This is a genomic window from Pleionea mediterranea, assembly GCF_003148745.1.
Classification (GTDB): domain Bacteria; phylum Pseudomonadota; class Gammaproteobacteria; order Enterobacterales; family Kangiellaceae; genus Pleionea; species Pleionea mediterranea.
Map to the genome: position 1 here is coordinate 146,721 of NZ_QGGU01000004.1, position 22,139 is coordinate 168,859.

At 44.7% G+C, this 22,139-nt stretch carries 21 protein-coding genes; 5 read left to right on the plus strand and 16 right to left on the minus strand.

Annotation, left to right across the window (positions count from 1 at the left end):
- Positions 1–251 precede the first annotated feature (251 nt).
- Positions 252–2,558, minus strand: coding sequence for a Tex family protein (locus C8D97_RS06265; RefSeq protein WP_109762900.1), 2,307 nt, complete (start codon positions 2,556–2,558; stop codon positions 252–254).
- Positions 2,559–2,874: 316 nt separating this feature from the next.
- Between C8D97_RS06265 and ompR the strand changes: the two genes are divergently transcribed.
- The 5 genes from ompR (at position 2,875) to C8D97_RS06290 (ending at position 8,688) form a co-directional block, all read left to right on the plus strand.
- Complete coding sequence (gene ompR, locus C8D97_RS06270) at positions 2,875–3,597, plus strand: osmolarity response regulator transcription factor OmpR (RefSeq protein WP_109762901.1); 723 nt, start codon at positions 2,875–2,877, stop codon at positions 3,595–3,597.
- 100 nt (positions 3,598–3,697) lie between these two features.
- Positions 3,698–4,999 carry a two-component system sensor histidine kinase EnvZ gene (envZ, locus tag C8D97_RS06275; RefSeq protein WP_109762902.1) on the plus strand — a complete coding sequence of 434 codons (1,302 nt, stop codon included), beginning with the start codon at positions 3,698–3,700 and terminating at the stop codon, positions 4,997–4,999.
- Positions 5,000–5,099: 100 nt separating this feature from the next.
- Positions 5,100–5,474 (plus strand): PA2779 family protein, encoded by a 375-nt coding sequence (locus C8D97_RS06280; protein ID WP_109762903.1) that lies wholly within the window; start codon positions 5,100–5,102, stop codon positions 5,472–5,474.
- 33 nt (positions 5,475–5,507) lie between these two features.
- Entirely contained in the window at positions 5,508–6,491 is a 984-nt protein-coding gene (locus C8D97_RS06285; RefSeq protein ID WP_210204874.1) for a PA2778 family cysteine peptidase, read from the plus strand.
- Between the two features lie 136 nt (positions 6,492–6,627).
- Positions 6,628–8,688 carry a S8 family serine peptidase gene (locus tag C8D97_RS06290; RefSeq protein ID WP_109762904.1) on the plus strand — a complete coding sequence of 687 codons (2,061 nt, stop codon included), beginning with the start codon at positions 6,628–6,630 and terminating at the stop codon, positions 8,686–8,688.
- A 226-nt stretch (positions 8,689–8,914) separates the two neighbouring features.
- Here the strand turns inward: C8D97_RS06290 and C8D97_RS06295 are convergent, their stop codons facing one another.
- From C8D97_RS06295 to C8D97_RS06365, 15 genes are all read right to left on the minus strand, one after another.
- Positions 8,915–9,370: a type II secretion system protein gene (locus tag C8D97_RS06295; RefSeq protein ID WP_109762905.1), complete on the minus strand. Its 456-nt coding sequence runs from the start codon at positions 9,368–9,370 to the stop codon at positions 8,915–8,917.
- A 141-nt stretch (positions 9,371–9,511) separates the two neighbouring features.
- Positions 9,512–10,333 (minus strand): PilW family protein, encoded by an 822-nt coding sequence (locus C8D97_RS06300; RefSeq protein ID WP_109762906.1) that lies wholly within the window; start codon positions 10,331–10,333, stop codon positions 9,512–9,514.
- Entirely contained in the window at positions 10,333–10,881 is a 549-nt protein-coding gene (locus tag C8D97_RS06305) for a type IV pilus modification PilV family protein (protein WP_109762907.1), read from the minus strand. Before C8D97_RS06305 ends, C8D97_RS06300 begins: the two co-directional genes overlap by 1 nt.
- Entirely contained in the window at positions 10,865–11,299 is a 435-nt protein-coding gene (locus tag C8D97_RS06310) for a prepilin-type N-terminal cleavage/methylation domain-containing protein (protein WP_109762908.1), read from the minus strand. Before C8D97_RS06310 ends, C8D97_RS06305 begins: the two co-directional genes overlap by 17 nt.
- Positions 11,300–11,312: 13 nt before the next feature.
- Positions 11,313–11,774: a type II secretion system protein gene (locus tag C8D97_RS18500; protein ID WP_109762909.1), complete on the minus strand. Its 462-nt coding sequence runs from the start codon at positions 11,772–11,774 to the stop codon at positions 11,313–11,315.
- A gap of 184 nt (positions 11,775–11,958) precedes the next feature.
- Entirely contained in the window at positions 11,959–12,465 is a 507-nt protein-coding gene (locus tag C8D97_RS06320; protein ID WP_109762910.1) for a hypothetical protein, read from the minus strand.
- 3 nt (positions 12,466–12,468) lie between these two features.
- Positions 12,469–13,698, minus strand: a complete 1,230-nt coding sequence (locus C8D97_RS06325; protein ID WP_109762911.1) for a type II secretion system F family protein — start codon at positions 13,696–13,698, stop codon at positions 12,469–12,471.
- 24 nt (positions 13,699–13,722) lie between these two features.
- Positions 13,723–15,462 carry a GspE/PulE family protein gene (locus C8D97_RS06330; protein ID WP_109762912.1) on the minus strand — a complete coding sequence of 580 codons (1,740 nt, stop codon included), beginning with the start codon at positions 15,460–15,462 and terminating at the stop codon, positions 13,723–13,725.
- The gene (locus C8D97_RS06335; RefSeq protein WP_109762913.1) at positions 15,462–16,844 is read right to left on the minus strand and encodes a hypothetical protein; all 1,383 of its coding nucleotides are present in this window, start codon (positions 16,842–16,844) and stop codon (positions 15,462–15,464) included. Before C8D97_RS06335 ends, C8D97_RS06330 begins: the two co-directional genes overlap by 1 nt.
- A complete protein-coding gene (locus C8D97_RS06340) occupies positions 16,841–17,740 on the minus strand; it encodes an ExeA family protein (protein WP_109762914.1) in 900 nt (299 codons plus the stop codon). The genes C8D97_RS06335 and C8D97_RS06340 overlap by 4 nt, the downstream gene beginning before the upstream one ends.
- A 15-nt stretch (positions 17,741–17,755) precedes the next feature.
- A complete protein-coding gene (mshL, locus tag C8D97_RS06345; protein WP_109762915.1) occupies positions 17,756–19,405 on the minus strand; it encodes a pilus (MSHA type) biogenesis protein MshL in 1,650 nt (549 codons plus the stop codon).
- A gap of 15 nt (positions 19,406–19,420) precedes the next feature.
- Entirely contained in the window at positions 19,421–19,741 is a 321-nt protein-coding gene (locus tag C8D97_RS06350; RefSeq protein ID WP_109762916.1) for a hypothetical protein, read from the minus strand.
- A gap of 19 nt (positions 19,742–19,760) precedes the next feature.
- Positions 19,761–20,468 carry a hypothetical protein gene (locus tag C8D97_RS06355; protein WP_109762917.1) on the minus strand — a complete coding sequence of 236 codons (708 nt, stop codon included), beginning with the start codon at positions 20,466–20,468 and terminating at the stop codon, positions 19,761–19,763.
- Positions 20,461–21,057, minus strand: a complete 597-nt coding sequence (locus tag C8D97_RS06360) for a hypothetical protein (RefSeq protein WP_109762918.1) — start codon at positions 21,055–21,057, stop codon at positions 20,461–20,463. The genes C8D97_RS06355 and C8D97_RS06360 overlap by 8 nt, the downstream gene beginning before the upstream one ends.
- Positions 21,044–22,075, minus strand: coding sequence for a type IV pilus biogenesis protein PilM (locus C8D97_RS06365; RefSeq protein WP_109762919.1), 1,032 nt, complete (start codon positions 22,073–22,075; stop codon positions 21,044–21,046). The genes C8D97_RS06360 and C8D97_RS06365 overlap by 14 nt, the downstream gene beginning before the upstream one ends.
- Positions 22,076–22,139: the final 64 nt, after the last annotated feature.

Below are 22,139 nucleotides of genomic sequence, written 5' to 3' on the forward strand. Positions count from 1 at the left end.
GGACATAAAAAAGCCTCACTATTGTGAGGCCAGTAAAGGTTTTCCAGTCTGCAAGACCCGGTTACTCCGAGTTTCTTTGTATTCGCTAGCGCAAAAACTTTATATCAAACCGTGATTTGCTATGCAAACAATTTTTTACAACTTTTATTGTGCGATCGCACAATAAAAGGCTAGTGAAAACTCGCTAACCTATTGTATTTTATGCATAAACACTCGCTATTTGAGTATGAGATATGCAAATACTGAGTGCACTACTTTCCTTTCTTAAGCGCATCCGCTAATGCCATGCCCAACGCACCGGCCGGAGCATTACTGCGTTGTTTGTTTGGTTTGTTTCTCGGTTTATGGGCTTTTTCTTTCGCCATCGATTGAGTGGCATTCTCCGGATTAGGTCCCACCATCGACAGACCAACGCGGCGACGTTTCAGATCCACATCGATAACGTGGACTCGAACAATATCGCCCGCTTTTACCACTTCACGTGGGTTCGAGATAAATTTGTCCGACATCATCGAAATATGCACCAGACCATCCTGATGCACACCCACATCGACAAAAGCACCAAAGTCGGTGACATTGGTGACGGTACCTTCCAGTTCCATTCCAGATTTAAGATCTTTCAGTTGTTCAACGCCTTCTTTGTATTTGGCCATTTTGAAATCGCCCCGAGGATCGCGCCCCGGTTTTTCCAGCTCTTTCAAAATATCGGTAATGGTGGGTACACCAAATTGCTCGGTTACAAACTTTTCGGGCATCAGCTTACGGATGACATCGGCTTTGCCCATAACCTGTTTAATGGGCTTTTCAAGGCTCTTGAGGATGTTTTCAACCAGCGTGTAAGCTTCAGGATGGACAGTTGAGGCGTCCAGAGGGTTGTCACCATCGGTAATGCGCAGAAATCCTGCGGCCTGTTCAAAGGCTTTAGGCCCCAGTCGCTCCACTTTTTTCAGCTCCTTCCGGTTACTGAAACGGCCATTGGATTCGCGGAATTGAACAATATTGCCCGCCAGAGTTTTATTTAACCCGGAGACTCTCGACAGTAACGGGGCAGAGGCAGTATTTAAATCAACGCCAACGGCGTTAACACAGTCTTCAACCACGGTTCCCAGAGTACGGGATAGCTGGCTTTGGCTGACATCGTGCTGGTATTGGCCGACGCCTATCGATTTGGGTTCAATCTTTACCAGCTCGGCAAGAGGATCCTGCAAACGTCTTGCGATGGATACTGCACCGCGAAACGACACATCCAGATCGGGGAATTCCAGCGCTGCCAGTTCCGATGCCGAATACACCGAGGCGCCGGCTTCGCTGACCATAATGCGATCAAAGGTTAGTTCACTGTGCTTTTTCTGCAGTTCGGTCACCAGTTTATCGGTTTCGCGAGAAGCGGTGCCATTACCAATGCTGATCAAATTCACTTTATGCATCTCGCAAAGCGTGGCCAGTTTTCGAATCGATTGATCCCACTGATTTTGCGGCGCGTGGGGGAAAATGGTGGTGTGGGTCAGCAGTTTGCCCGTGTCATCCACCACAACCACTTTAACGCCGGTACGCAAGCCGGGATCAAGCCCCATGGTGACTTTGGAACCCGCGGGTGCTGCCATCAGCAGATCCCGTAAATTATTTGCGAACACATTGATTGCGGCGGTTTCTGAGCTTTCACGTACCCGGCCTATTAGCTCAGTCTCAAAATGCATATGAAGTTTGATGCGCCAGGTCCACATAACGACAGTTTGTAACCAGGTATCGGCAGCGCGCTTTTGATTGTTGATGTTAAATTGATCGGCAATCATTTGCTGACAGGGGTTAGATGCCGACTCATCGTCCAGCAAATCTTTATTCGGCACCAGTTGTAAACTGAGAACCCCTTCGTTACGGCCCCGCAGAACCGCCAGTGCACGGTGTGACGGGATCTTATTGATGGCTTCCGAGTAATCGAAGTAATCCGAGAACTTACGACCTTCTTCAGCCTTACCCTCAACCAATGTTGATTTTAGATAACCGTTATCCCAGAGGTAATCGCGCAGTTTGCCCAGCAAGCTGGCGTCTTCGGCAAACATTTCCATTAAAATTTGGCGTGCGCCATCTAATGCGGCTTTGCTGTCGCTAATCTTGTGTTCATCGTTGAAGTACTTTTCCGCTTCTGTTTCGGGCGTCAGATCCGGGTTTTCCAGTAAGCTTAACGCCAATGGCTCAAGACCTGCTTCGCGGGCGATCTGCGCCTTGGTGCGGCGTTTTGGTTTGTAGGGCAGATAAAGATCTTCCAGCTCGGTTTTGGTTTCTGCGCTGACAATGGATTGCTTTAATTCCGGTGTCAGTTTTTCTTGATCGTCGATGCTTTTTAAAATGACGGCGCGTCGATCTTCCAGTTCTCTCAGGTAGGTCAGGCGTTCTTCCAACGTCCGCAGTTGTGTATCATCCAATCCTCCAGTGACTTCTTTTCGATAACGGGCGATAAATGGAACCGTGGAGCCTTCGTCGAGCAACTGAATAGCGGCTTGCACCTGTTTTTGATTGACGGCGAGTTGTTCGGCGATTTTTTGCGCAATGTTTAGCATAGAACGACATCCTGAGACATTAATTAGTGGGACCACAGACGGTGATCCGGTCAGACGCGAATAACGATTCTGAACAATAAATTTTAATTTAAGGCGCGCGATTATAGCGAAAGCTGAACCTGAAAGGGAGTCGGAGCTATCAGGTATCGAAAAAATTGCCAATAAATGGTTACATTCCCGTGCTTGTGACTTATCCTAAAACATTGATAGCATGGAAAAAATAGCAAAAATGCTACACTAAAATGAAGATTGTGGTTTAACCATAATTGTTGAGCTGTCGCGCAATGACAATAACAACCATACACAGGAAGTTGCCATGAACGAAGAAACGCCGAAAATACTGGTGGTTGATGATGACCTTCGCTTACGCAGTCTGCTGGAGCGATACCTAAAAGAACAAGGTTATATGGTACGCACCGTTGCCAATGCCGAACAGATGGATCGGTTTCTTGAGCGTGAGAATTACCATTTGATGGTGCTGGATTTAATGCTGCCGGGCGAAGATGGCTTGTCCATTTGCCGACGCCTGCGTTCCAACGAAAATCAAATTCCTATTGTTATGCTGACAGCCAAAGGCGACGAGGTGGATCGTATCATCGGGCTGGAACTCGGTGCCGACGATTATCTGGCGAAACCCTTTAATCCGCGCGAATTATTGGCAAGGGTAAAAGCGGTGTTGCGGCGGCGTATGAAAGAAATACCCGGTGCACCCAGTTCGGAAGAGAAAGAAATTGGCTTTGGCGAATTTACTCTTAACCTGGCAACTCGCGAAATGAGTCGTGGTGACGAGGTGATGAATTTAACCAGCGGTGAGTTTGCGGTTTTAAAAGCGCTGGTGTCTCATGCACGTCAGCCTTTATCTCGGGATAAATTAATGAACCTGGCTCGCGGCCGTGATTACAGCGCACTGGAACGCAGCATTGACGTGCAGGTGTCGAGATTGCGCCGTATGATTGAAGAGGATCCGGCAAAGCCTCGTTATATTCAAACCGTATGGGGTGTGGGTTATGTGTTTGTGCCCGATGGCGGTGCCGCTTAATCTTTTTTCGAAAAATTCCTTTCGATTGAATTGGGAGCGTTGAATGAATCGGCGCTCAATTCATCCGCAACATTAATTCCATATCCATGACTCTAATTAGATGACTCTCATTCCTCAAGGCGCATTTGGCCGCACTGCATTGTTAATCGCCGGGCTTCTGTTCGTAAATTTGCTGGTGTATTTATTTGTGACGGCGTTTATGGTGGTTAAACCTAACAGCGATATTTTAATGAAACAAATGGCGAATCAGATGAACGCGCTAGTGATCCATGAACAGAATAATGTTGCACCAGAAGTCATCGAACAATTTGAACAAGCCACCGGGATCCAGTCATTTGCCTTTAAACAGGCGCTTGGTGAAGGTTTTGCCGATGCGGTTTACTACAAAAGTTTATCGGATCAGTTGTCGAGTTATTTAGGAGAAGGTTCCGAGATACGTATAGAAGAATCGGACAAAGCTTATTATTGGATACTGCACCCAAAACAGAAAGACATCTGGATCCGAATTCCTTCGATTCGGATTGATTACTGGACTTATCTTGTGCCGGTATTTTACATCTCAATTATTTTTGTTTTGAGTATTTTAGGTGGCTGGATATTTGCGAAGCAGCTGCACCGTCCTTTGAAGCGACTGGAAGTTGCTGCTCGTGAAATAGGTCGGGGCGATTATCCCGGTAAACTAAAAGAAAGTGGCGCTCGGGAATTGGTTGCGGTAACCCAAGCGTTTAATCAAATGGCAAAAGATGTTCACCAGCTGGAAGAAGATCGAACACTGTTGCTGGCGGGTATTTCGCATGACTTAAGAACACCCATTACCCGCATTCGCCTAGCATCAGAATTTTTAGGTGAACAGGACATAGAAACCAAAAATGGCATTATTGCCGACACGGAAGACATGGATGCCATTATTGATCAATTTATTTCATTTGTTCGAGATGGTCGTGACGAGGCAGCGCAAGATGTCGACCTGAATCAGATTATTGAGCAAATTGCTGAAAATAATGTGTTGCACCATCGTGATATAACCACCGATTTAAATTCATTGCCAAAGTATCCGGTAAAAATATTGGCGATGAAACGTTTGATCGGAAATCTGGTCGAGAATGGCTTTCGATACGGTAAACCTCCGGTAGAAATTGCTTCAAGATTTACCGCCGGAAAAATTATTATTACGGTGAGTGATCACGGTGAAGGCATTCCCGATAAAGATGTTGAACGTTTATTTCAACCGTTTTCTCGCGGAGAGCAGGCCAGAACCGGTCGTGGCTCGGGCCTGGGCTTGGCCATAGTGAAACGTATTGTCGAACTGCATCACGGTGAAATCGAGCTGCACAATTTATCCCGCGGCGGCTTGCAGGTAACCCTTACCTTTATTCCAGATATTACTAGTAATAAACTTTGATCCTGTTGGCAGTTTCCTAAATTAGCATATAAAAAATAGCCTTATTGGTCTAAGATGTATGCATCGTGTTTTTAACATGCCTTTAAAAAAGGAGTCTGTAATGAAACAATTGATGGTGATAATTTTAACAATATTTCTGTCCTCCATGAGTGCAACAACTGCATTTGCTGATGTTATTCCTTCTGATAAAGTAATTGCGCAACAAGAGTACGCTTATAATAAGCAACAAATCCTTGCGATGCTGGATACGGAAGCAGTCAGTAATAAACTCATTGCACTAGGTGTTGATAAAGCACACGCAAAAAGCAGAATTGAAAATATGACACAACAAGAGTTGTTGAGTTTTCAGCAACAATTAAATGATATGCCGGCGGGTCAGGGTATTGTCGGCACTATTGTGACAGTGTTAGTGGTTGTGGCAGTTCTTGATGTTATGGGCATTACCGATGTTTATCCGTTTATTCGTCCATTATAAAAACGAGCGTCAATAAAAAAGAGAAGTATAAAAGTGTGCTCCTCCATACACATATGGGTTTTAAAAGCTGGCTTTATTGCCAGCTTTTTTATATTACTGTCAGCTTGTGGTACGGCACCACAAACATTGGCATTAACTGCAAGTCCTCCCGATTCACTTCCTCGTCAGTCAAGCATTAAATCCGTTCCCTTTTATGCGCAGAAAAAATATTTTTGTGGGCCAACCGCTTTGGCAGAAGTATTTAATTTTTATGGCGCAAAACAGACGCCAGAGAAACTCGCGCCCAGTATTTTTATTCCTGAGCTGGAAGGTTCGTTGCAAATTGAAATGGCCGCAGCAACCCGTAAATATCATTTTTTGCCCTACGCTGATAATAGTAATTTAAAGCAGTTATTAGCACTGGTTAGTGATGGTATGCCAGTCATTGTTCTACAAAACTTATCCATACCATGGATACCTGCGTGGCATTATGCCGTGGTGACCGGGTACGATCTGCAACAACAAACCATCAGACTACACTCCGGTGACATTAAACATTATGAAATGGATCTATCGGTTTTTGAGCGCACCTGGCAACGTGCTAATTTTTGGCTGCTGGCAGTGGTACCGCCTGATAAATCGAGTCGTCACTTCAACTCTTTTATCTATACCAAAGCGGCACAGGATCTTATCGACGTCGGGAAAATAGACTCTGGTGTAATGGCGCTTCAACAAGCCAGTAAACAGTGGCCTGATCAGTGGTTGGCTTACTTTTTATTGGGTAATTATTATTTAAACTTGGACCCCATGCGGGCCTATAACTGGTATCAAAAAGGATATCCTTATGGTCAGTACACGGCTGCATACCTAAATAATTTCGCTTATTTAATGGGTAAGCTTGGTTGTAATAATGAAGCGCGCCAATTAATCAATCAGGCATTGGCCATTAAGCCGGATGATCCCAATCTGCAAGATACCTATCAATCCATTGACAAAAAATTAAATCAATCCATGTGTCCGATAGTTTCTGGTCAATGATGTTTGTTTGTAAAAAATTTATATATTAGATAGCTTCTAGTGTAATTTCCTCAACGAAATAGGTGTATTCCCTTATAGGATTTTTTGGTTATTTTTGACAGGCTGAGTCTGATGATAATAACAACGGGAGAGATCAATGCGATCACCTATTACTTATACCGCTCTTGCTGCTGCTTTAACCTTATCCGGTTATGCCGCTGCAGACGCGCACATTGGACCAAAACTTCAGCAAAAACTACAACAGGAAAGTGGACCTTTCAATGTGGTGGTTTCTTTTAATGACAAGTCATCTGTTGACACAGTGATGCAGGGATTAAACGTTCCCTTTTTAAGTATGCAGGCACTGCCGATGGCTGGTGTTAATGTAACGAAACAGCAATTAGATATTTTGGCTGCCAATCCAGAAGTAAGCAGCATTTATTTTAATGCACCACTGGAGTATTCAAATTACACCTCCGGTGAAATTACTGGCGGCCATTTCGTGCATGATAATTATGGCGTTGATGGCACTGGTGTCACCATTGCTGTGCTTGATTCAGGTGTTGATGCGACACACCCTGATTTAGAGTTTGGATCGAAAACCATTGAGAATGTAAAAATTATCGGTGATTTAGATTTGGCCGGTGGCATTAATGTCTTTGCCGAAGGCACCCTTAACAGTGATACTTCTTCAGGCCATGGGACGCATGTGGCAGGAACCGTTGCTGGTAGTGGTGCTGCGTCTGCTAATGACGAGCGTCGTGAAAATTATAATGATGGTATTGCACCGGGTGCAACACTGGTAGGTTTAGGCGCTGGTGAAGGCTTAAATATTTTATACGGTTTATTAGGATTTGATTACGCCATTGCGAATCAAGATCGTTTAGGCATTGATATTATTACCAACAGTTGGGGTGGTGGCGACGGCGCCGAGTTTGATCCGAATAACCCGATTAATCAGGCGTCTTATCTGGCTTATCGAAACGGAATGGTGGTGTCTTTTGCAGCATCCAATTCGGGCCCAGATGAAGATACTTTAAACCAATACGCCATTCCACCCTGGGTGATTAACGTTGCCGCTGGTGATCCAAACAAAGAGCTGGCGGATTTTTCAAGCCGTGGTTTAGAAGGGCATATTTGGAAAAAACCGGACATAACAGCACCTGGCGATGGCATTACCTCAACCCGGGCGCCGAACACAGCTATTGGAGCGTTAGGTCCAGTCGTTGATCCGAATCACCCAGAATACTATCTCTACTATCACACGATCTCGGGTACTTCCATGGCGACGCCTTTTATTGCTGGAACAGCGGCTTTGTTATTGAGTGTCAATCCGGATCTGTCTCCGGATCAAATTGAAGAAATCCTTAAAGCCACCGCTGATCCTATGGCGGGTTACAAAGAGCATGAAGTGGGCAGTGGTTACGTTAATGTGAAAGCCGCAATTGATATGGCTCGCAATGTAACTGGTGAGCGCCTGTCGTTTGAGCAAGGCAACACTGATTGGTCAAGTCAAGGATTCTGGTCTCAGGGTGATGACACTGATGTTTTGGTGGACTATATAGGTCGCTTTAAAGAGAAAAGTTTAATCACTGCGTTTGGCGGTGGCTATGTCGAGTCGAAAGGCAAGCACTCCACTGTTAAGGCATCGTTCCGTGGTGACGCAATTAAAATTCATTTTCTTTCGGGACCAAAAGGTGGGTTAGTTGACGTAGTAGTTGATGGTAAAACATTAAAAACCGTTAGCCTTTATCGTGAACAAGGTTTTGGTGGTTTAGTGGTAACGCCCATTAAAGGTTTAACCGACGATACTCATGAAATCGAGCTGCGCTCGGTTAAAGATAAAATGTATTTCGATCGTTTTGAGATAGACGGTGCATTGGTTGATAACGGTGTTACTTATGTTGAACAAACGGAAACCTACTCAGGTGTTATGGGTCCTTCTGCCGAAAATCTGGAAGTGGCTGAATTTCCATTTGACGTGGCCAGTAATGTGGTGCAAATACAGTCAAGCCTGAGTTGGGATGGTGTTGCCGATCTGGACTTTTACCTGGTTGATCCAGCGGGCAATGAAGTGGCTTCCAGTGCATCGCTCTCAAACCCTGAAGCGCTTAGTTTCGATGTAAAAGACTCGGGAACCTATACGTTACGAGTGACCGGTTACATCAGCGCACTGACCAACTATCAGGTAACTAACACCCTTACGTCAGCTCAATAGAGTTGATGAATTAGAGTGTTCTCCAAAGTAGCATTTTGCCGGGCTTGTCCCGGCTTTTTTATTGGGAGTTTTTAAATCTATTTTTGTTAGAAGGCGGTTAATAAAAATTATAATTGGAATGATTATTAAGTCGTGTCGATTTTTAACGTTTGTCTCCTTAAAAAATATCTACGAATGAACTGAAATTACTTTCGGAACATTAATCGGAACATTAAAAGTAATTCTATTAAATATCTTTCAGCATCACCTCTAATGTGCGACTGGTTTGTAAGTCACCAGAACTGCACTGCCCCTGACTGCTCACTTCGAAATAAGTATCGCCATCGGCCGTGTAACTGACACATTGTACGTTTGCGCTACAACCTATCAGGCCTGGATTAGTAAAGTTTATGGTTTGGTTATTACAACTGCCAGCTCCCGACAGCGGAAAAATTTGCATGGCAGCAGTTTGCGCACCTGTTTCGGCAGCAAAAAAGGCACGAATGGACAGAGTTTCCTGAGCCACTGCAATATTGGCAGTTTGAGTCATTCGAAACAGGGCTGCAGCCAAAAGACCCAAAACAATAATCACAAATAAAGCGGCCACCAGACTGAAACCATTATTTTTAATAGAAGGGTTAGCCGAATATTTAACAGACTTGATTATTGAATTGTGAAATAAACTGTTATCTGAGTGGTTCATAGTGAATAACCTTTTTGTCAGGCTTTTTGATGGTGAGTCAGCTTCATTAAAAACATGCACCTGGTTGATCTAAGTCTGATTTCCAAAACAGTAAAAGTTTTATGACCGTTTGCCAAAACCAACATGGGTTTAAAAATTCCATTATGGAAAATTTCTTACATGCACTTCGTGCTCAAGATTAATAAATTCTTTTCGACCGTCAAGGTAGAGTTCTATTACCAACAGTGCGCTGCGATTAAGAGAACCAGAGTCGTAGTTAAACACATCCACCGGATTGCCATTACTGCTGAGTAATACTCTGTCCAACACAAGTGTTGGTGTGCCCATACTGGCTGGCGCAGGCTGTGAGGTATTAAATCCGTAATTATCGTAACGATTTAAATTATTGCCGACCACACAAAAACTCACCGGTTGACGGACAAAGAAAATCCGATCTTGCGGTGAATTACGACGAAAACGATTGGAGCTGATGGTCACCTGAGTTTCATTGTTTCCGAGTTTTGAAAAAGATGAAACTGAAGAATAATGACCGGCAGCGGCGTTATAGGCTTCATTGGTGTTCAACGGAATCACCATAACAAACAGGTTGCTGGTATTGAGGCCGCTTATTTTGGTGCTGGCATCTTGTTCCACAACGTTAATGGTGGTTCCGGGAGATGTAGTGGGTAAATCGGTATAGCGGGTGGCGGCTTCAATGGGCACAAACTCAACGCAATTATTGCCACCATTAACACGAATGCTGTTTGGCATAGCTTCGCGAACTTCTCGACCAACACGTTCAAGCGCCAGCCTGGCACTTGAGGCCATGCCAATCCGTGACTCGGCCTGCATATAGCCTTCTGTGGTATCGCGAAACAGTGTGGCAATGGAGACAGCCATAACCGACAACAGAACAATCACAATCACCAGCTCAATTAGCGTAAAGCCTTGTTGTCGTTTGATTGGTTTGGTTGAGTTTTGCATCAGAAATTTGTCCGATACGCAGTGAAATTATACAGGCCACCGTTGGGGCCGGTTATTAACAAGTCGATGCGCTTGGCGTCGGAAGCGTTAAGCCCCAAGTCACCGCCTGCATAGGTTACGGTAACAGAGACCTGATAGCTGTTGTAATTGGTGCGTGTGGTTCCGAGTGCGTTGGTGGGCACTTCGGTCAGTCCATCATAATCATCAACATCATCGAAGCGTGAGCGGCTTTCTCCGGCATCGGGACCAAAGCTGCCCTGTGCCGTACAAGCGGGTGCTGTGCCATCGCCGCAGCGAGTCTGTGAACCGACAGAATTATTTTCATCAAAGCGTTTGCCAATGATCTCTTCAAGATAGGCCTGGCCCAGTTCGGCGGCACGAGTTTGTAAAATGGGATTGGCTGAACCGGTTGTTGCTGGATTAAAGGCAATGATCAGGCTGGTCATTGCAATCGCAAACACGGCAATGGCCACTACCAGTTCAACCAGCGTAAACGCCCGTTGCTGTTTTAGATGATTATGGTTTGGCTGATTAGCACAATCTGGCATAGCCGGCACTCGAGACACAGACGTTGACACCCGATGATGGTGTCACCGTCAGAGTAGTTGCGGTGGTTTCACCTAACGTCGTATAGGTAAAACTCGCGGTTGAAAAACTAACGTCGTATTCGGACGAAAAGTCGAAAGGGTAGCCGGACAAACTACTGCCGTCGGCTTCAATATCCAGAGAAGTAGCGGTTACGGTTGCCACAATGGTGCGGCTGGTATTGTTCATGGCAAGTTGCTGGGCAAAGCGCAAACGATTGACCAGTTCAGCCGCCGCCGCCCGGCCTTCAAAGCTGTTACTGGAGCCAAACCGTGCCGTAGCCACCGCCGCCAAAATACCGATGATAACAATCACAACCACCAGTTCCAGTAATGAAAAAGCCGCCTGTTTTACGGGCGGCTTTATTGAACTATGAATCATTCAGTTTTGCTAATTAGCAGCCTGCGGCAGCAACGGTAACACTAATTGTGCCATCATCATTATTCACATAAGTGACAATACAATCTGTTTCTGGAGTAGTTGGTGTGGCGTTTGTTAGATCATAGCCGATGGTTCCAGCTGTTGCACCTTGAACTAGCTCATTAGAACTGATATCCATCACCAAAAAGATTTCGTCTTCATTAGGATATCCTGCTGTGGTAGTCACAGTTGCAGGTGTAGTACCTGTATTAACAGTGGCGTCAGTTCCATTTTCTACACCTTGAATTAGGGCTTTGGCATAAACCAGACTGGCAGTACTACGAATACCGGCTTCTACGCCTCGTAATACAGACTCTCTAGCTTCGGACTGAACGCCGATAAATTTAGGCGCGGCAACCGCAGCCAGAATACCGATAATCGTTATTACGACCACCAGTTCAATTAATGTAAAACCTTTATTTGCTACCGCTTTCATGGATTCCTCCGGGAACTGTTAAAAATAGTAAGAATTCGTTGGCTATTGGGAAACTCAATTAGAGGCTATTCCCGTCCACAATTATCTACTTTGAAAATTAGCAGATAATACAATATTTAGCAAAATAATAAATCATAAATTACCTATTATTCAGTGGGTTATATCGGTCATTTTAAGCATTTCTTTAGTTTCGTGTATTCATAGCAACTCGACCACTAACAGGTGAATATGTGATTTTTGTCGATGGGCTATTTAAGGAAGTGAATACACACTTACCATTAATCGCTTCTGCCTTGAGTGATGCATAGGGATCTGGCTGCAACATAGGGCTCATCGGCTGCAATAAAGCAATCCAAAGCTGTCGGCAATTTCGTGTGGTGATGGGTAATATTACCGAGGATTCAGTGTGATCCGTACCCACCGGAAAACCGTGTTGATTAAAGTCGATGTTGTGGTGATCGAGCTGCACTAAATCCAAAATTGCACCGGTTCGGTTGGCTGAGGCGTGATATTTCATATGGGTAAACACAATGGCTTCCTGAAACGCCATGGTAGTCATGGCCATCATATTATTGTGTAATCTGATTGATTGGCGATCGCTGGGGTGGTTGATTATCCACAATAAAGTGAGTGCGAACACAGCAATAAACAGTAACCAGTAAAACTGGCGCGAAAAATATTGCAGCATCATGGGTTAAGCACCTGCAGATGAAGCCAGATTCCAAATTGGCATAAACACACCCAGCGCCAGTACCAGTATCATGGCTCCCACAATTAGTATTAATACAGGCTCTATATAGTCGCCAATTTTTTTGATGTCGTAATCCACTTCGCGCTCATAAAAGTCGGCCACTTCTTCCAGCATTTCATCCACCTGTCCGGTGTCTTCCCCCACTTGCAACATTTGCATCACCAGTGAGGAGAACATTTTGCTTTTCGTGGCGGCCATGGTGATGCTTTCACCCCGCTCAACGGCTGCCCGCATATCAATAACATGATTGCCGACATAACGATTATCGACCACCATGGAGACAACACCCAATGCATGGGTAACGGAGACGCCGGCACGAGACATCATGGCAAATGCACGGGCAAAGCGCGCTAATAGCGCACGGTAAATAATGCTGCCAAATATCGGGAGATTGAGCTTTTTTTCATCCCAGACTAATCGACCTTTGTCGGAGTTGATATATTGCTGAATTAACACCACCAGTAAAATTGATCCGCCGACTATCAGATACCAGTAGTTAACAAAAAAGTCGGATGTGCCAATAAGAATGCGGGTAAACAGGGGTAACTCTTCTGTGGACATACTGCGAAATAAAGCTGCCAATTTTGGAATAACCAACCAGTTAATGGCGCCAAAGGCCACCACCAGTAAACCGAGAACGATTGATGGATAACGCATGGCGGATTTAACCCGGTTGCGATTTTGTTCTTCCAGTTCCAGATAGCTGGCCAGTCGTTCAAACGCTTCTTCTAAATTACCGGAGTTTTCGCCAACATGAATAAGGCTGACATAAAACGAATTAAAAATATGTGGGTGTCGCGAAAAACACGACGCTAAATCGTTACCAGCGGTCAGGCCATCGAGTATGTCTCGTAACGCTTCTTTTAATGGCAAACTGTTCGATGTATCGATAAGACCAATTATGGATTTATTAAGCGGTACGCCCGCTTTTGTCAGGCTGTACATCTGGCGTGAAAACATCACCAGATCATTGGTTTCAACTTTTTTCGATTGAAACAGTTTTTTTAAGCTTTCACCAATGTCATTACTTTTGTCTTTCTGCTCGGTTATTTGAACCGGAATAAGTCCTTGCCCTTGCAGCCTGTCGGCAATGGCTTCTCGACTGGTTGCTTCAAGGGTGCCATCAACCGAGGCACCGTTTGAGCGTCGTGCTTTGTATTCAAAGATCGGCATTAGTAAATCCGTTGTGGTTGTGGCTTAAGCGGTTTCATCGTCAGGATTTCCGGGAAGTAAGTCGGTTTCTTCCACTGTTTCGCCAATTCGGTACACCTCTTCCAAAGAGGTGACACCTTTTACAGCGAGTTTAACCACACTGTCGAGCAGTGATTTATATAAAGGCGATGCTTTTGAGGCCTTGGTAAATTCATCCACATCATTGCGGCGAAGCGCGCTGAGCATATCGTCATCGAGAACCAACATCTCGTGGATCGCAACACGTCCACGGTAACCGGTATTATTGCATTGAGTACAACCATCGCCGTGTTTAAAGGTTGCATTGCTTAATTGAGCGCCTTTAATGGATTCGAGCCAGGTGTGCTCCTGAGGATCGGGCTGATGATCTTTGGCGCAATAGGTACACACCCGCCTTACCAGTCTCTGAGCAATGATGCCGCGTAATGCACTGGCAACAAGATAGGGCTCTGCGCCCATGTCCGCTAATCGAAGTGCAGAAGAAATGGAATCGTTGGTGTGTAATGTTGATAACACAAGATGTCCGGTCATGGCGGCACGTAAACCAATTTCAGCGGTTTCCTGATCGCGCATTTCGCCCACCAGAACGATGTCGGGATCCTGTCGTAACACAGCTCTAAGTACTCGCGAAAAGTCGAGACCAATTTTTGTATTAACCTGAACCTGATTGACCCGCGATAAATAATATTCCACCGGATCTTCAATGGTGATTATTTTTTTCTCCGGTGAATTCAGTTCACTTAATGCAGAATATAAGGTTGTGGTTTTACCGGAGCCGGTAGGGCCGGTGACCAATACCATGCCGTGTTGTGAGCGCAACAGTTGTCGAAATTGATTGAGGATTTCGCCGTCCATGCCAATTTCGTCCAACCGCAAAATACCGCTGGTTTGATCCAGTAGTCGCATCACCACCGACTCACCATTTTGTACCGGCATGGTTGAAAGACGAACATCAACACTGTGACCGCGAACTTTTATATTAAAGCGGCCATCCTGGGGTTTTCGTTTTTCCGATATATCCAGTCCACACATTAATTTTAGACGCAGAACCAGAGCAGATGCGATCCGCTTTTCTTTCATTACCTGTTCTTGCAGAGAGCCATCAACCCGTAATCGAATGCGAATAACATCCTGATCCGGTTCAATATGAACATCGGACGCCTGCAGTTGAACCGCTTCTTCAAACACGCTTTTTAACAGTTTGGCGACCGGAGCTTCGTCAGAGTCGGTTGTATCGGCCAGTGTGGGCAACTCAAATTCGTCTGTTCCTAATTCACCTTCCAGTTCTTCGGCAAGAGAACTTATTTCACTGGTTTTACGATAAAACAAATCGATGTTTCTGATAATGTCGGCTTCTTTGGCAACACCAACTTTAACCGGCTTTTTCAGGATTGCCTGAATTTGATCGTAACGATGAAGATCGGTGGGATCCGCCATGGCGATCAAAAAGCCTTCCGGTTTTTCATCAATAACCAGTGTTCTAAATCGACGGGCCTGAATTTCTGAAAGATTGCCGATAACACTTTGATTGACTTTAAAATTGGGCAAGTCGATGTAATCTATTTCAAGCTGCTGGGCTAAAAATCGTAATAACTGTTCTTCACCCACGTACCCAAGATTAACCAGCATAGAACCCAACCGCTGACCGGTGGACTTCTGTTGTTTTAACGCATCCATCAATTGATCTTCGGTAATTACATTACCTTCTACCAGTAAATCACCGAGTCGTATTTTCTTTCTAAGCATTAGAACAAACCTTGTAAATATTGGGTTTTTTGCGCAATGTACTGATGTTGTGGTTGGGTCACTCTTGGATCTTTGGCCGCTTTTACCAACGCCTGATGCGCATCTCGATATCGCTTTACCGCTTCAAGAGAAACACTCAACCCAATCCACCAGTCGCCTCGTTCAGGCGACTGGCGTAATAAATTAACATACAATTCGATAGCCGTTTGATGTTGACCCAGTTGTTGCAACGCCAGTGTGCGCATTAACATTAAAGTGGTATTGCTTTGATGATCACTTGACGTGGCGTGAACAACATTTTGCCATTGGCGTTGATTGGCGTAATGACGTGCCAATAAAATTCGGTAGGTGGTGTGTCCCGGAAAACTGGCTATTTGTTGCTCCAGCAAGGATACCAACGCCTGAGTATTATTTGTTTGCAAAAAAACATAAGCCAGCTTTTCCGCAGCTGGGTGATAATCGTTATATTCACTGAGTAAATTGCTGAGTTGTTGCTCTGCCTTACCGAATAAGCCATTTTCAATAAACCCATTTGCCAATTGCAACTGCTGCTTTTTCTGCTGAGCATCGGACAGGTTTTTAACTTTGGTGTTGTTTGTCGCAACCGCGTCTACTTTTTTTGCGTTTGTATTTTGTTTAACGTCATTCTTAATAATACTTAACTGTTTTTCGGTTGACTCTTCACTGGCTGGGCTATTCTCGTTTGAACTGTTTTCGTTTGAATTGTTTTCGGCTGAACGGCTTTCGATTAAATGATTAGTAGTTGAGCGATTATCAGTGGAACTATTATCTGTGGAACTATGATTAGTCGAACTGAAACTGTCTGAACTAGAAGCCAGAGCATTATTCGGTTGAGTTGTATCTGTCGATTGGCTTGTATCTGAAATAGTTTTAGCTTTGTCTAAAATGACATTGTCAGAATTAGAGGCTTTCGCATTGGTAGTTTGAGAGCGGGTGCTGTTTGATTCAAAAACGTTTTTATCCGATGAGACGGAAGACAATTGTTCAGAAGTCGTATCCTCTATCATTGATGTATCATGCGTTAGCGGCGAAGTATTTGAAGAAGCACCTTCATGCTTAATGTTCGCAACTGTTTGTGACTCGTCTTGGCTGGATTGCAAATTATTATCACTGTCAGCCACTGTATTGTGTAAATTTGCTATTGGTTGCTCACTGGCTGGATCTGAAAGTGGATTAACAATATAAAAACTGATCGCTACAGCTGTCAGCAATAAAAGAATGAATAAACGTTTAAGATAAGGCTTAGCATTATCATGAGTCGCATCGCTAACTGAATCACTAACATCAGTATCGTCTAACTTGAGTGTTTGTTCCGGTTTATTTTGCTGCAAATCGCGCAACATTTTATTGACCACACTCATGGCATTATCCAAAGCGCCAGAGCGCTGCTACTGAATACACTCAGTCCAATTACGGCGAGTGCTGCTTTTAATCGTGTGGCATAAATTCGCGTGTCGTCGGTATCTAAAACAGCGTGCCAGACTTGCGATAAACCAATGCTGCGCTTATTCGCACCATAGGCAAGCATCAAGGATTTATGGGTTAAAATATTAATTAATCTGGGAATGCCCCGGCTGGCTTTATGCAGTAACCATTGTGCCGTGTTTGAAAGAGTAATATTTCGTTCCACGGATACTTTTGCAATTCGATGATTTAAGTAGGCTTTTGTCTGGCTGTAAGTAAGCGGAAAGAGTTTATGAGAAAACACAATACGCTGACGCAGTTGTCGTAAATGAGGTTGAGAAAGCTTGCTGTCGAGTTCTGGCTGGGCAAACAAGACTATTTGCATCAGTTTATTCGATTCTGTTTCTAAATTGGTAAATAACCGCAGCGCTTCCAGCGTTTCATCGGGCATGCTTTGCGCTTCATCAATAATTAAAATGACCGGGCCACGCTTTTTATTGATATCAATTAGTTTGCGCTGAATTTTAGGCACCAGTTGTTCTTCACCAACGGATTTGCCGAGCCGCATATTGAGTTCGTGCGCAAGAGAAAGTTTAAGTTCTCGTGGCGTTAACACCGGATTAGGAATATAGGCAACTTGTCGCTGCTCACCAATCTTATTGATTAGCAAACGACACAACATGGTTTTGCCCGAGCCGACTTCGCCGGTAATTTTACAAAAGGCTTCACCAGTGGACAGGGCAAACTTTAAGGTATTCAGTGCTGATTTATGGCTGGGTAGCGCACAGAACAATTCAGTATCCGGTGTTAACGAAAAAGGCAGTTTTCGAAAGCCATAGTGATACAGATACATGCGCTACTCAATAAGTTATTGACCAAACCGATCAAATCGCTGTTTAGATTCTTTTACCTGACTGTCCCAACCGTTAGGATCAACAACGGTCGCTTTCAGTAATAAAACCAGTTCGCTTTTGACGACTTTGTCACGTTGTTGTTTAAACAGATTACCGATAACCGGAATATTACTGAGTACCGGCACACCAGAATCGGTTTTGACCACCTGATTTTGCATCAGACCACCAATCACAACCACTTCACCACTTCTCAGTTTAACAATGGAATCCGATTCACGAATGCTGCTTAAAGCCAAAGGTAATGTCAGGTTTTGATCGCCAATATTAATTTGTTTAGTTTGATCGTTGACTTCGCTGACCGAAGGATGGACGTGCAAAATAATGTCGCCGTTGGCGCTAACCTGTGGCATAACATCCAGTGCGATGCCAGAGAAAAATGGTGTAAGTGTTACGTCCGGCGTGGTGGTTGAACTGATCCCGGAAGTGGTCGTGGTGCTGATATCCGTGACAAAAAATTCATCGGTGCCCACTTTAATCACAGCTTTCTGATTATTAATGGTGGAAATACGCGGGCTGGATAACACCTGTACGTTACCTTGTTGCTCTAGCAAGTTAACCGTGGCACTGAAAGGGTTAGGATCATTAGGATCTGTCTCGTACAACAAGTTAAACACGCCATTGATTGGGTTGGCTTCAGCAGCAACATCCAGTTCCTGCCCCATCTGACCCAGCGCTATCATATTGCCGGCGCCGTTCACCTGAACTTTTGACCAGTCGATCCCAGCCTGAAACTCATCGTTCAGTTTTACTTCCAAAATTTTAGCTTCAAGAATTACCTGCCGCCCCAAATTGGCCTGAGCAACGCCTAAGTACTCCGCCACCTGTCGCTGCACCATGGGTCGTGCTTTTACCAGCACAATACCGGTTTGTGGGCTCACCATAACCAGACTGTTATCGTCTTGTGAGGCAATGGCGTTCAGTGCTTTTTGCACTTCTTGCCATAAATTGGTTGATGAGTTGGTTTCAATGTTTGAAGAGTTGATGGTGCTAACATTTTGGCCGCCCTGACCACCGCCACTGTTACCGCCTTGCTGGCCTTGTTGCCCCTGACCACCACTGGAATAAATTTGTCCGGAGCTGACCTGAGTTTGCGATTTGCCTTTGCGTTCAAGATTTAAATAGTCGAGCGGGTAAACAGCGGTCTGTAATTTTGAACCGCCTACATAGTAAATACTGCCCTGTTGTTGCACATCAATATCGTGGGTTTGTTCGAGTACCGATAAAACTTCATCGATGGTAACGTTTTTCAGTTGCAGCGTAAGGGGATCGGTCAGGTTGGGATCCACCAGAATATTGTAAGGCGTGTCGTCGACCAAACCCATCAGGAATTTATTCATGGGCAGTTGATCGGCTTTAATGTCAAACCGCGTGGCGGAAACGGGCGCGTCATTGCCCAGAGTGACTTGAGGCATTAAAGAGTCGAGCATGGCGCTGGAATCGGGCGCAGTTTGAGTTGATGAAGGCGTTGTTGCATCATCTTCAAATGTTTGTTGAACCATGGTTGGAGGCGTCGCCTTAGCTGACGGCTCAGGTTCGGTTGTGGTGGCACAAGCCGAAAGATAAAGCGCGGTGATCGCTGTGTAAATTAGCTTTTGCTTAGTCATTATCTTTTATTAACCTTATTTGTTGACCGCTTTGACACTGGGCGTTAAGCGAAGCGTTTTATACTGTTTGCCTTTACGTAACAAAACTTTGTGTGCATCTATGGCGTGCACAATATAGCCATTAATTGGATCGCCAACAGTAACAATACTGCTGTCGATAATGGCTTTATTGGATTTGTTTTGAACAATAATACCTTTAAGCTGATTCTTCTGCTGAACCGGTTTTTTATCCGTTTCACTTGTACTGCTTTTTTGTGGTTTGTACTGCGTATTAATTAACGGACGCGTTGGGTCGTTCAGCGTTGGCTGCTCTTTAGCAGTCAATGGCTGAGACACGCAGCAAGCAATTAAAAGGCTAAGCGCCAATCCAGTTTTTATCATAGCTGTAGGTATACAAAGTTAATTTAATATCGGCATTCGGATAGCTTTCGACCTGATAGTCCAAGCTGTCCCAATAGATTTTTATATTCATCGACTCAAGTGTTTGCAGACTCTTGAGTAACTCAAAGTATTTGCCGCGCAAGGTGACCGTAAAGTCATGACGGTAAAAACTGATTTTTTGAGAACCCGCGGTATGAGATTTATTGTCGGTATTGCTATCGTCTTTTTGGGAACCGTTACTCGCAACTTGTTTAAACGCCGGTTTTACCGGTAATTTGTCTAATGCCAGTAAGGTTAGGCGATCGCTTTTTTCAAAAAAGTTTCTCAATAATTCTGGCATTTGTCGTGGCGACACCAGCTGTGCGTATTCCGAGAGGGCTTCGTCAACTTCGGCTTCTTGTTGTTGCAATTGCTTAATGCGTTTACGTTGTTGATTAAACGCGGTGCCCATTAATTGTTGCTGTCGCTGTTCAACGGCTTTTGCCAGCTCTTGACGCTCGGTTTGTACGCTACTTAACTCGCGTTTTAAGCGCGCCTGCTCGGTTGATTGCGGTTGAAACCAGGCAAAGTCAAAAATCACCAGTAATACTGCAACAACCAACCCGAGTATCATGGCTCGCTGTCGGGTTTCCAGCTCGTTGTATTTTTCGATCATTTGATCGAGTTTGTTTTGTTCACTCATGATGGACGACGACTCCACCGGATAATTCAAAGTCATACACGCGTTTATAAGTGCTGTGCTGTTCTATTTTTATTGCCGAAAACTGGCGGCTTAATGCATTGCCATTGGTAGCGTTTTCAATCCAGGCAGTGATTAATTTTGGATCCAGCGTTTGCCCCTTTAATAATAATACTTCGTTGTTAATGCCAATGTCGGTAAACCAGAGCTTGCTGTTTTTGCTCTGTGCCAGCTCTTCAAGCAATTGACTAAAGCCGTCACTGGCTGCGACATCGCTGTTTTTCAATGTATTTAACGCGAGCGATTTGTTTTGAATGTGGTATTCCAGCGCGGCGATTTCCTCAGCCAGTGCGCTTTCGTCCGGTCGGCCCGCAACCATTTTATCGAGTTCCTGCTTTTGCAATTCCAGCGGTTTCAGCATTTCGGTTTCGCTGGTTAACTGTTGTTTCAGTGCCGCAGTGTCGGACGTGATGCTCCAGCCAAAGGCAATAAAAATAAACAGAAATGCCGCAGTTATGAGACCCACTTGGGGCAAACTGAGGACTTCTTTTTTCGGCTGCAGCTCCGGCAGGTACAGGTTAATCTGTTGCATGAGCCACCTCCATATCCCTATATGCACCGCCACATACGGGTAAATGCCGTGACAGTTGATGCTCCACCAACGAATCGCTCCAGTTAAAATGTTTATTCAATTTTAAGATATCCACCTGTAACCCCAGGTTGGCATTAAGCTCTTCAGCAAGGCTTTCTGTTTTTTGACCAAAGTCGGGCAGTATGACTTTCGTTACGGCCTGACGCGAAATCTGGCTTTCGTAATAGTCGAGAGTGCGCTGGATTTCGAGCAATAATTGATCGTTGTTTGTATCGTCGGTTTCATGCTGACCAATGTCGACATCCAGAGAAAATTCTTCATCACCGTTTGTATTTTCATTATCGGTTGAGTCACTTGTTTCCGGCTCACTGTTTACAGGGTCATTTGAGCGAGGCAGAAACACACCCGGTAAAGCGCGGTTAAATGAAAATTCGTTGCCGTTAAAACAGTTGACCGAAATGCCCGTAGGTGTTTCGGCTATTAATGCAATGTTCTGTCCCTGTTGCAGCCAGGGGGTCATCAGGTTACCCAGTGATAACTCCTGAATATCGATGGCCTTTAAATTAAGATCCGATTGTAACGATAAGTCGATAAGGCGTTGAACCGCGTCAAGCCGGGCCACCACCACAAACTGACGCTTACCACCGGGCAGATTATCGGGGTATTCAAAGTGTGTGATCACGGCTTCTTCCAGAGGCACATCGATTTGATCCTTAATCTGCCACCGGATCGCTTCAGTCATTTCTGAATCTGGAACACTTGGGCGCTCAACAGTAAGTAAGCGGTAACTTTCTGAGGGTAAAATCCAATAGGCATCGGCGCCTTTGGCATTAATTTCGGCAATGGCGGCTTTAAACGAAACGGTCAGGCTGTCTTCAGACAGTTGAATTTGACTGGCAGCGCTAATTTCTGGGGTGTTTGTTTGAGGCAGCAAATAGCAATAACTTAAAGTTTCGCCTTCAAGCTGCAACCCGATTCGTTTGTTATTTTTGTTCAGTAACTTGTTGAGCCAATCCACTCCATACACTCTTTAAATGTGTGATACTGTTCATAGTTTAATAGATTTATTAAAAAATCCCAGC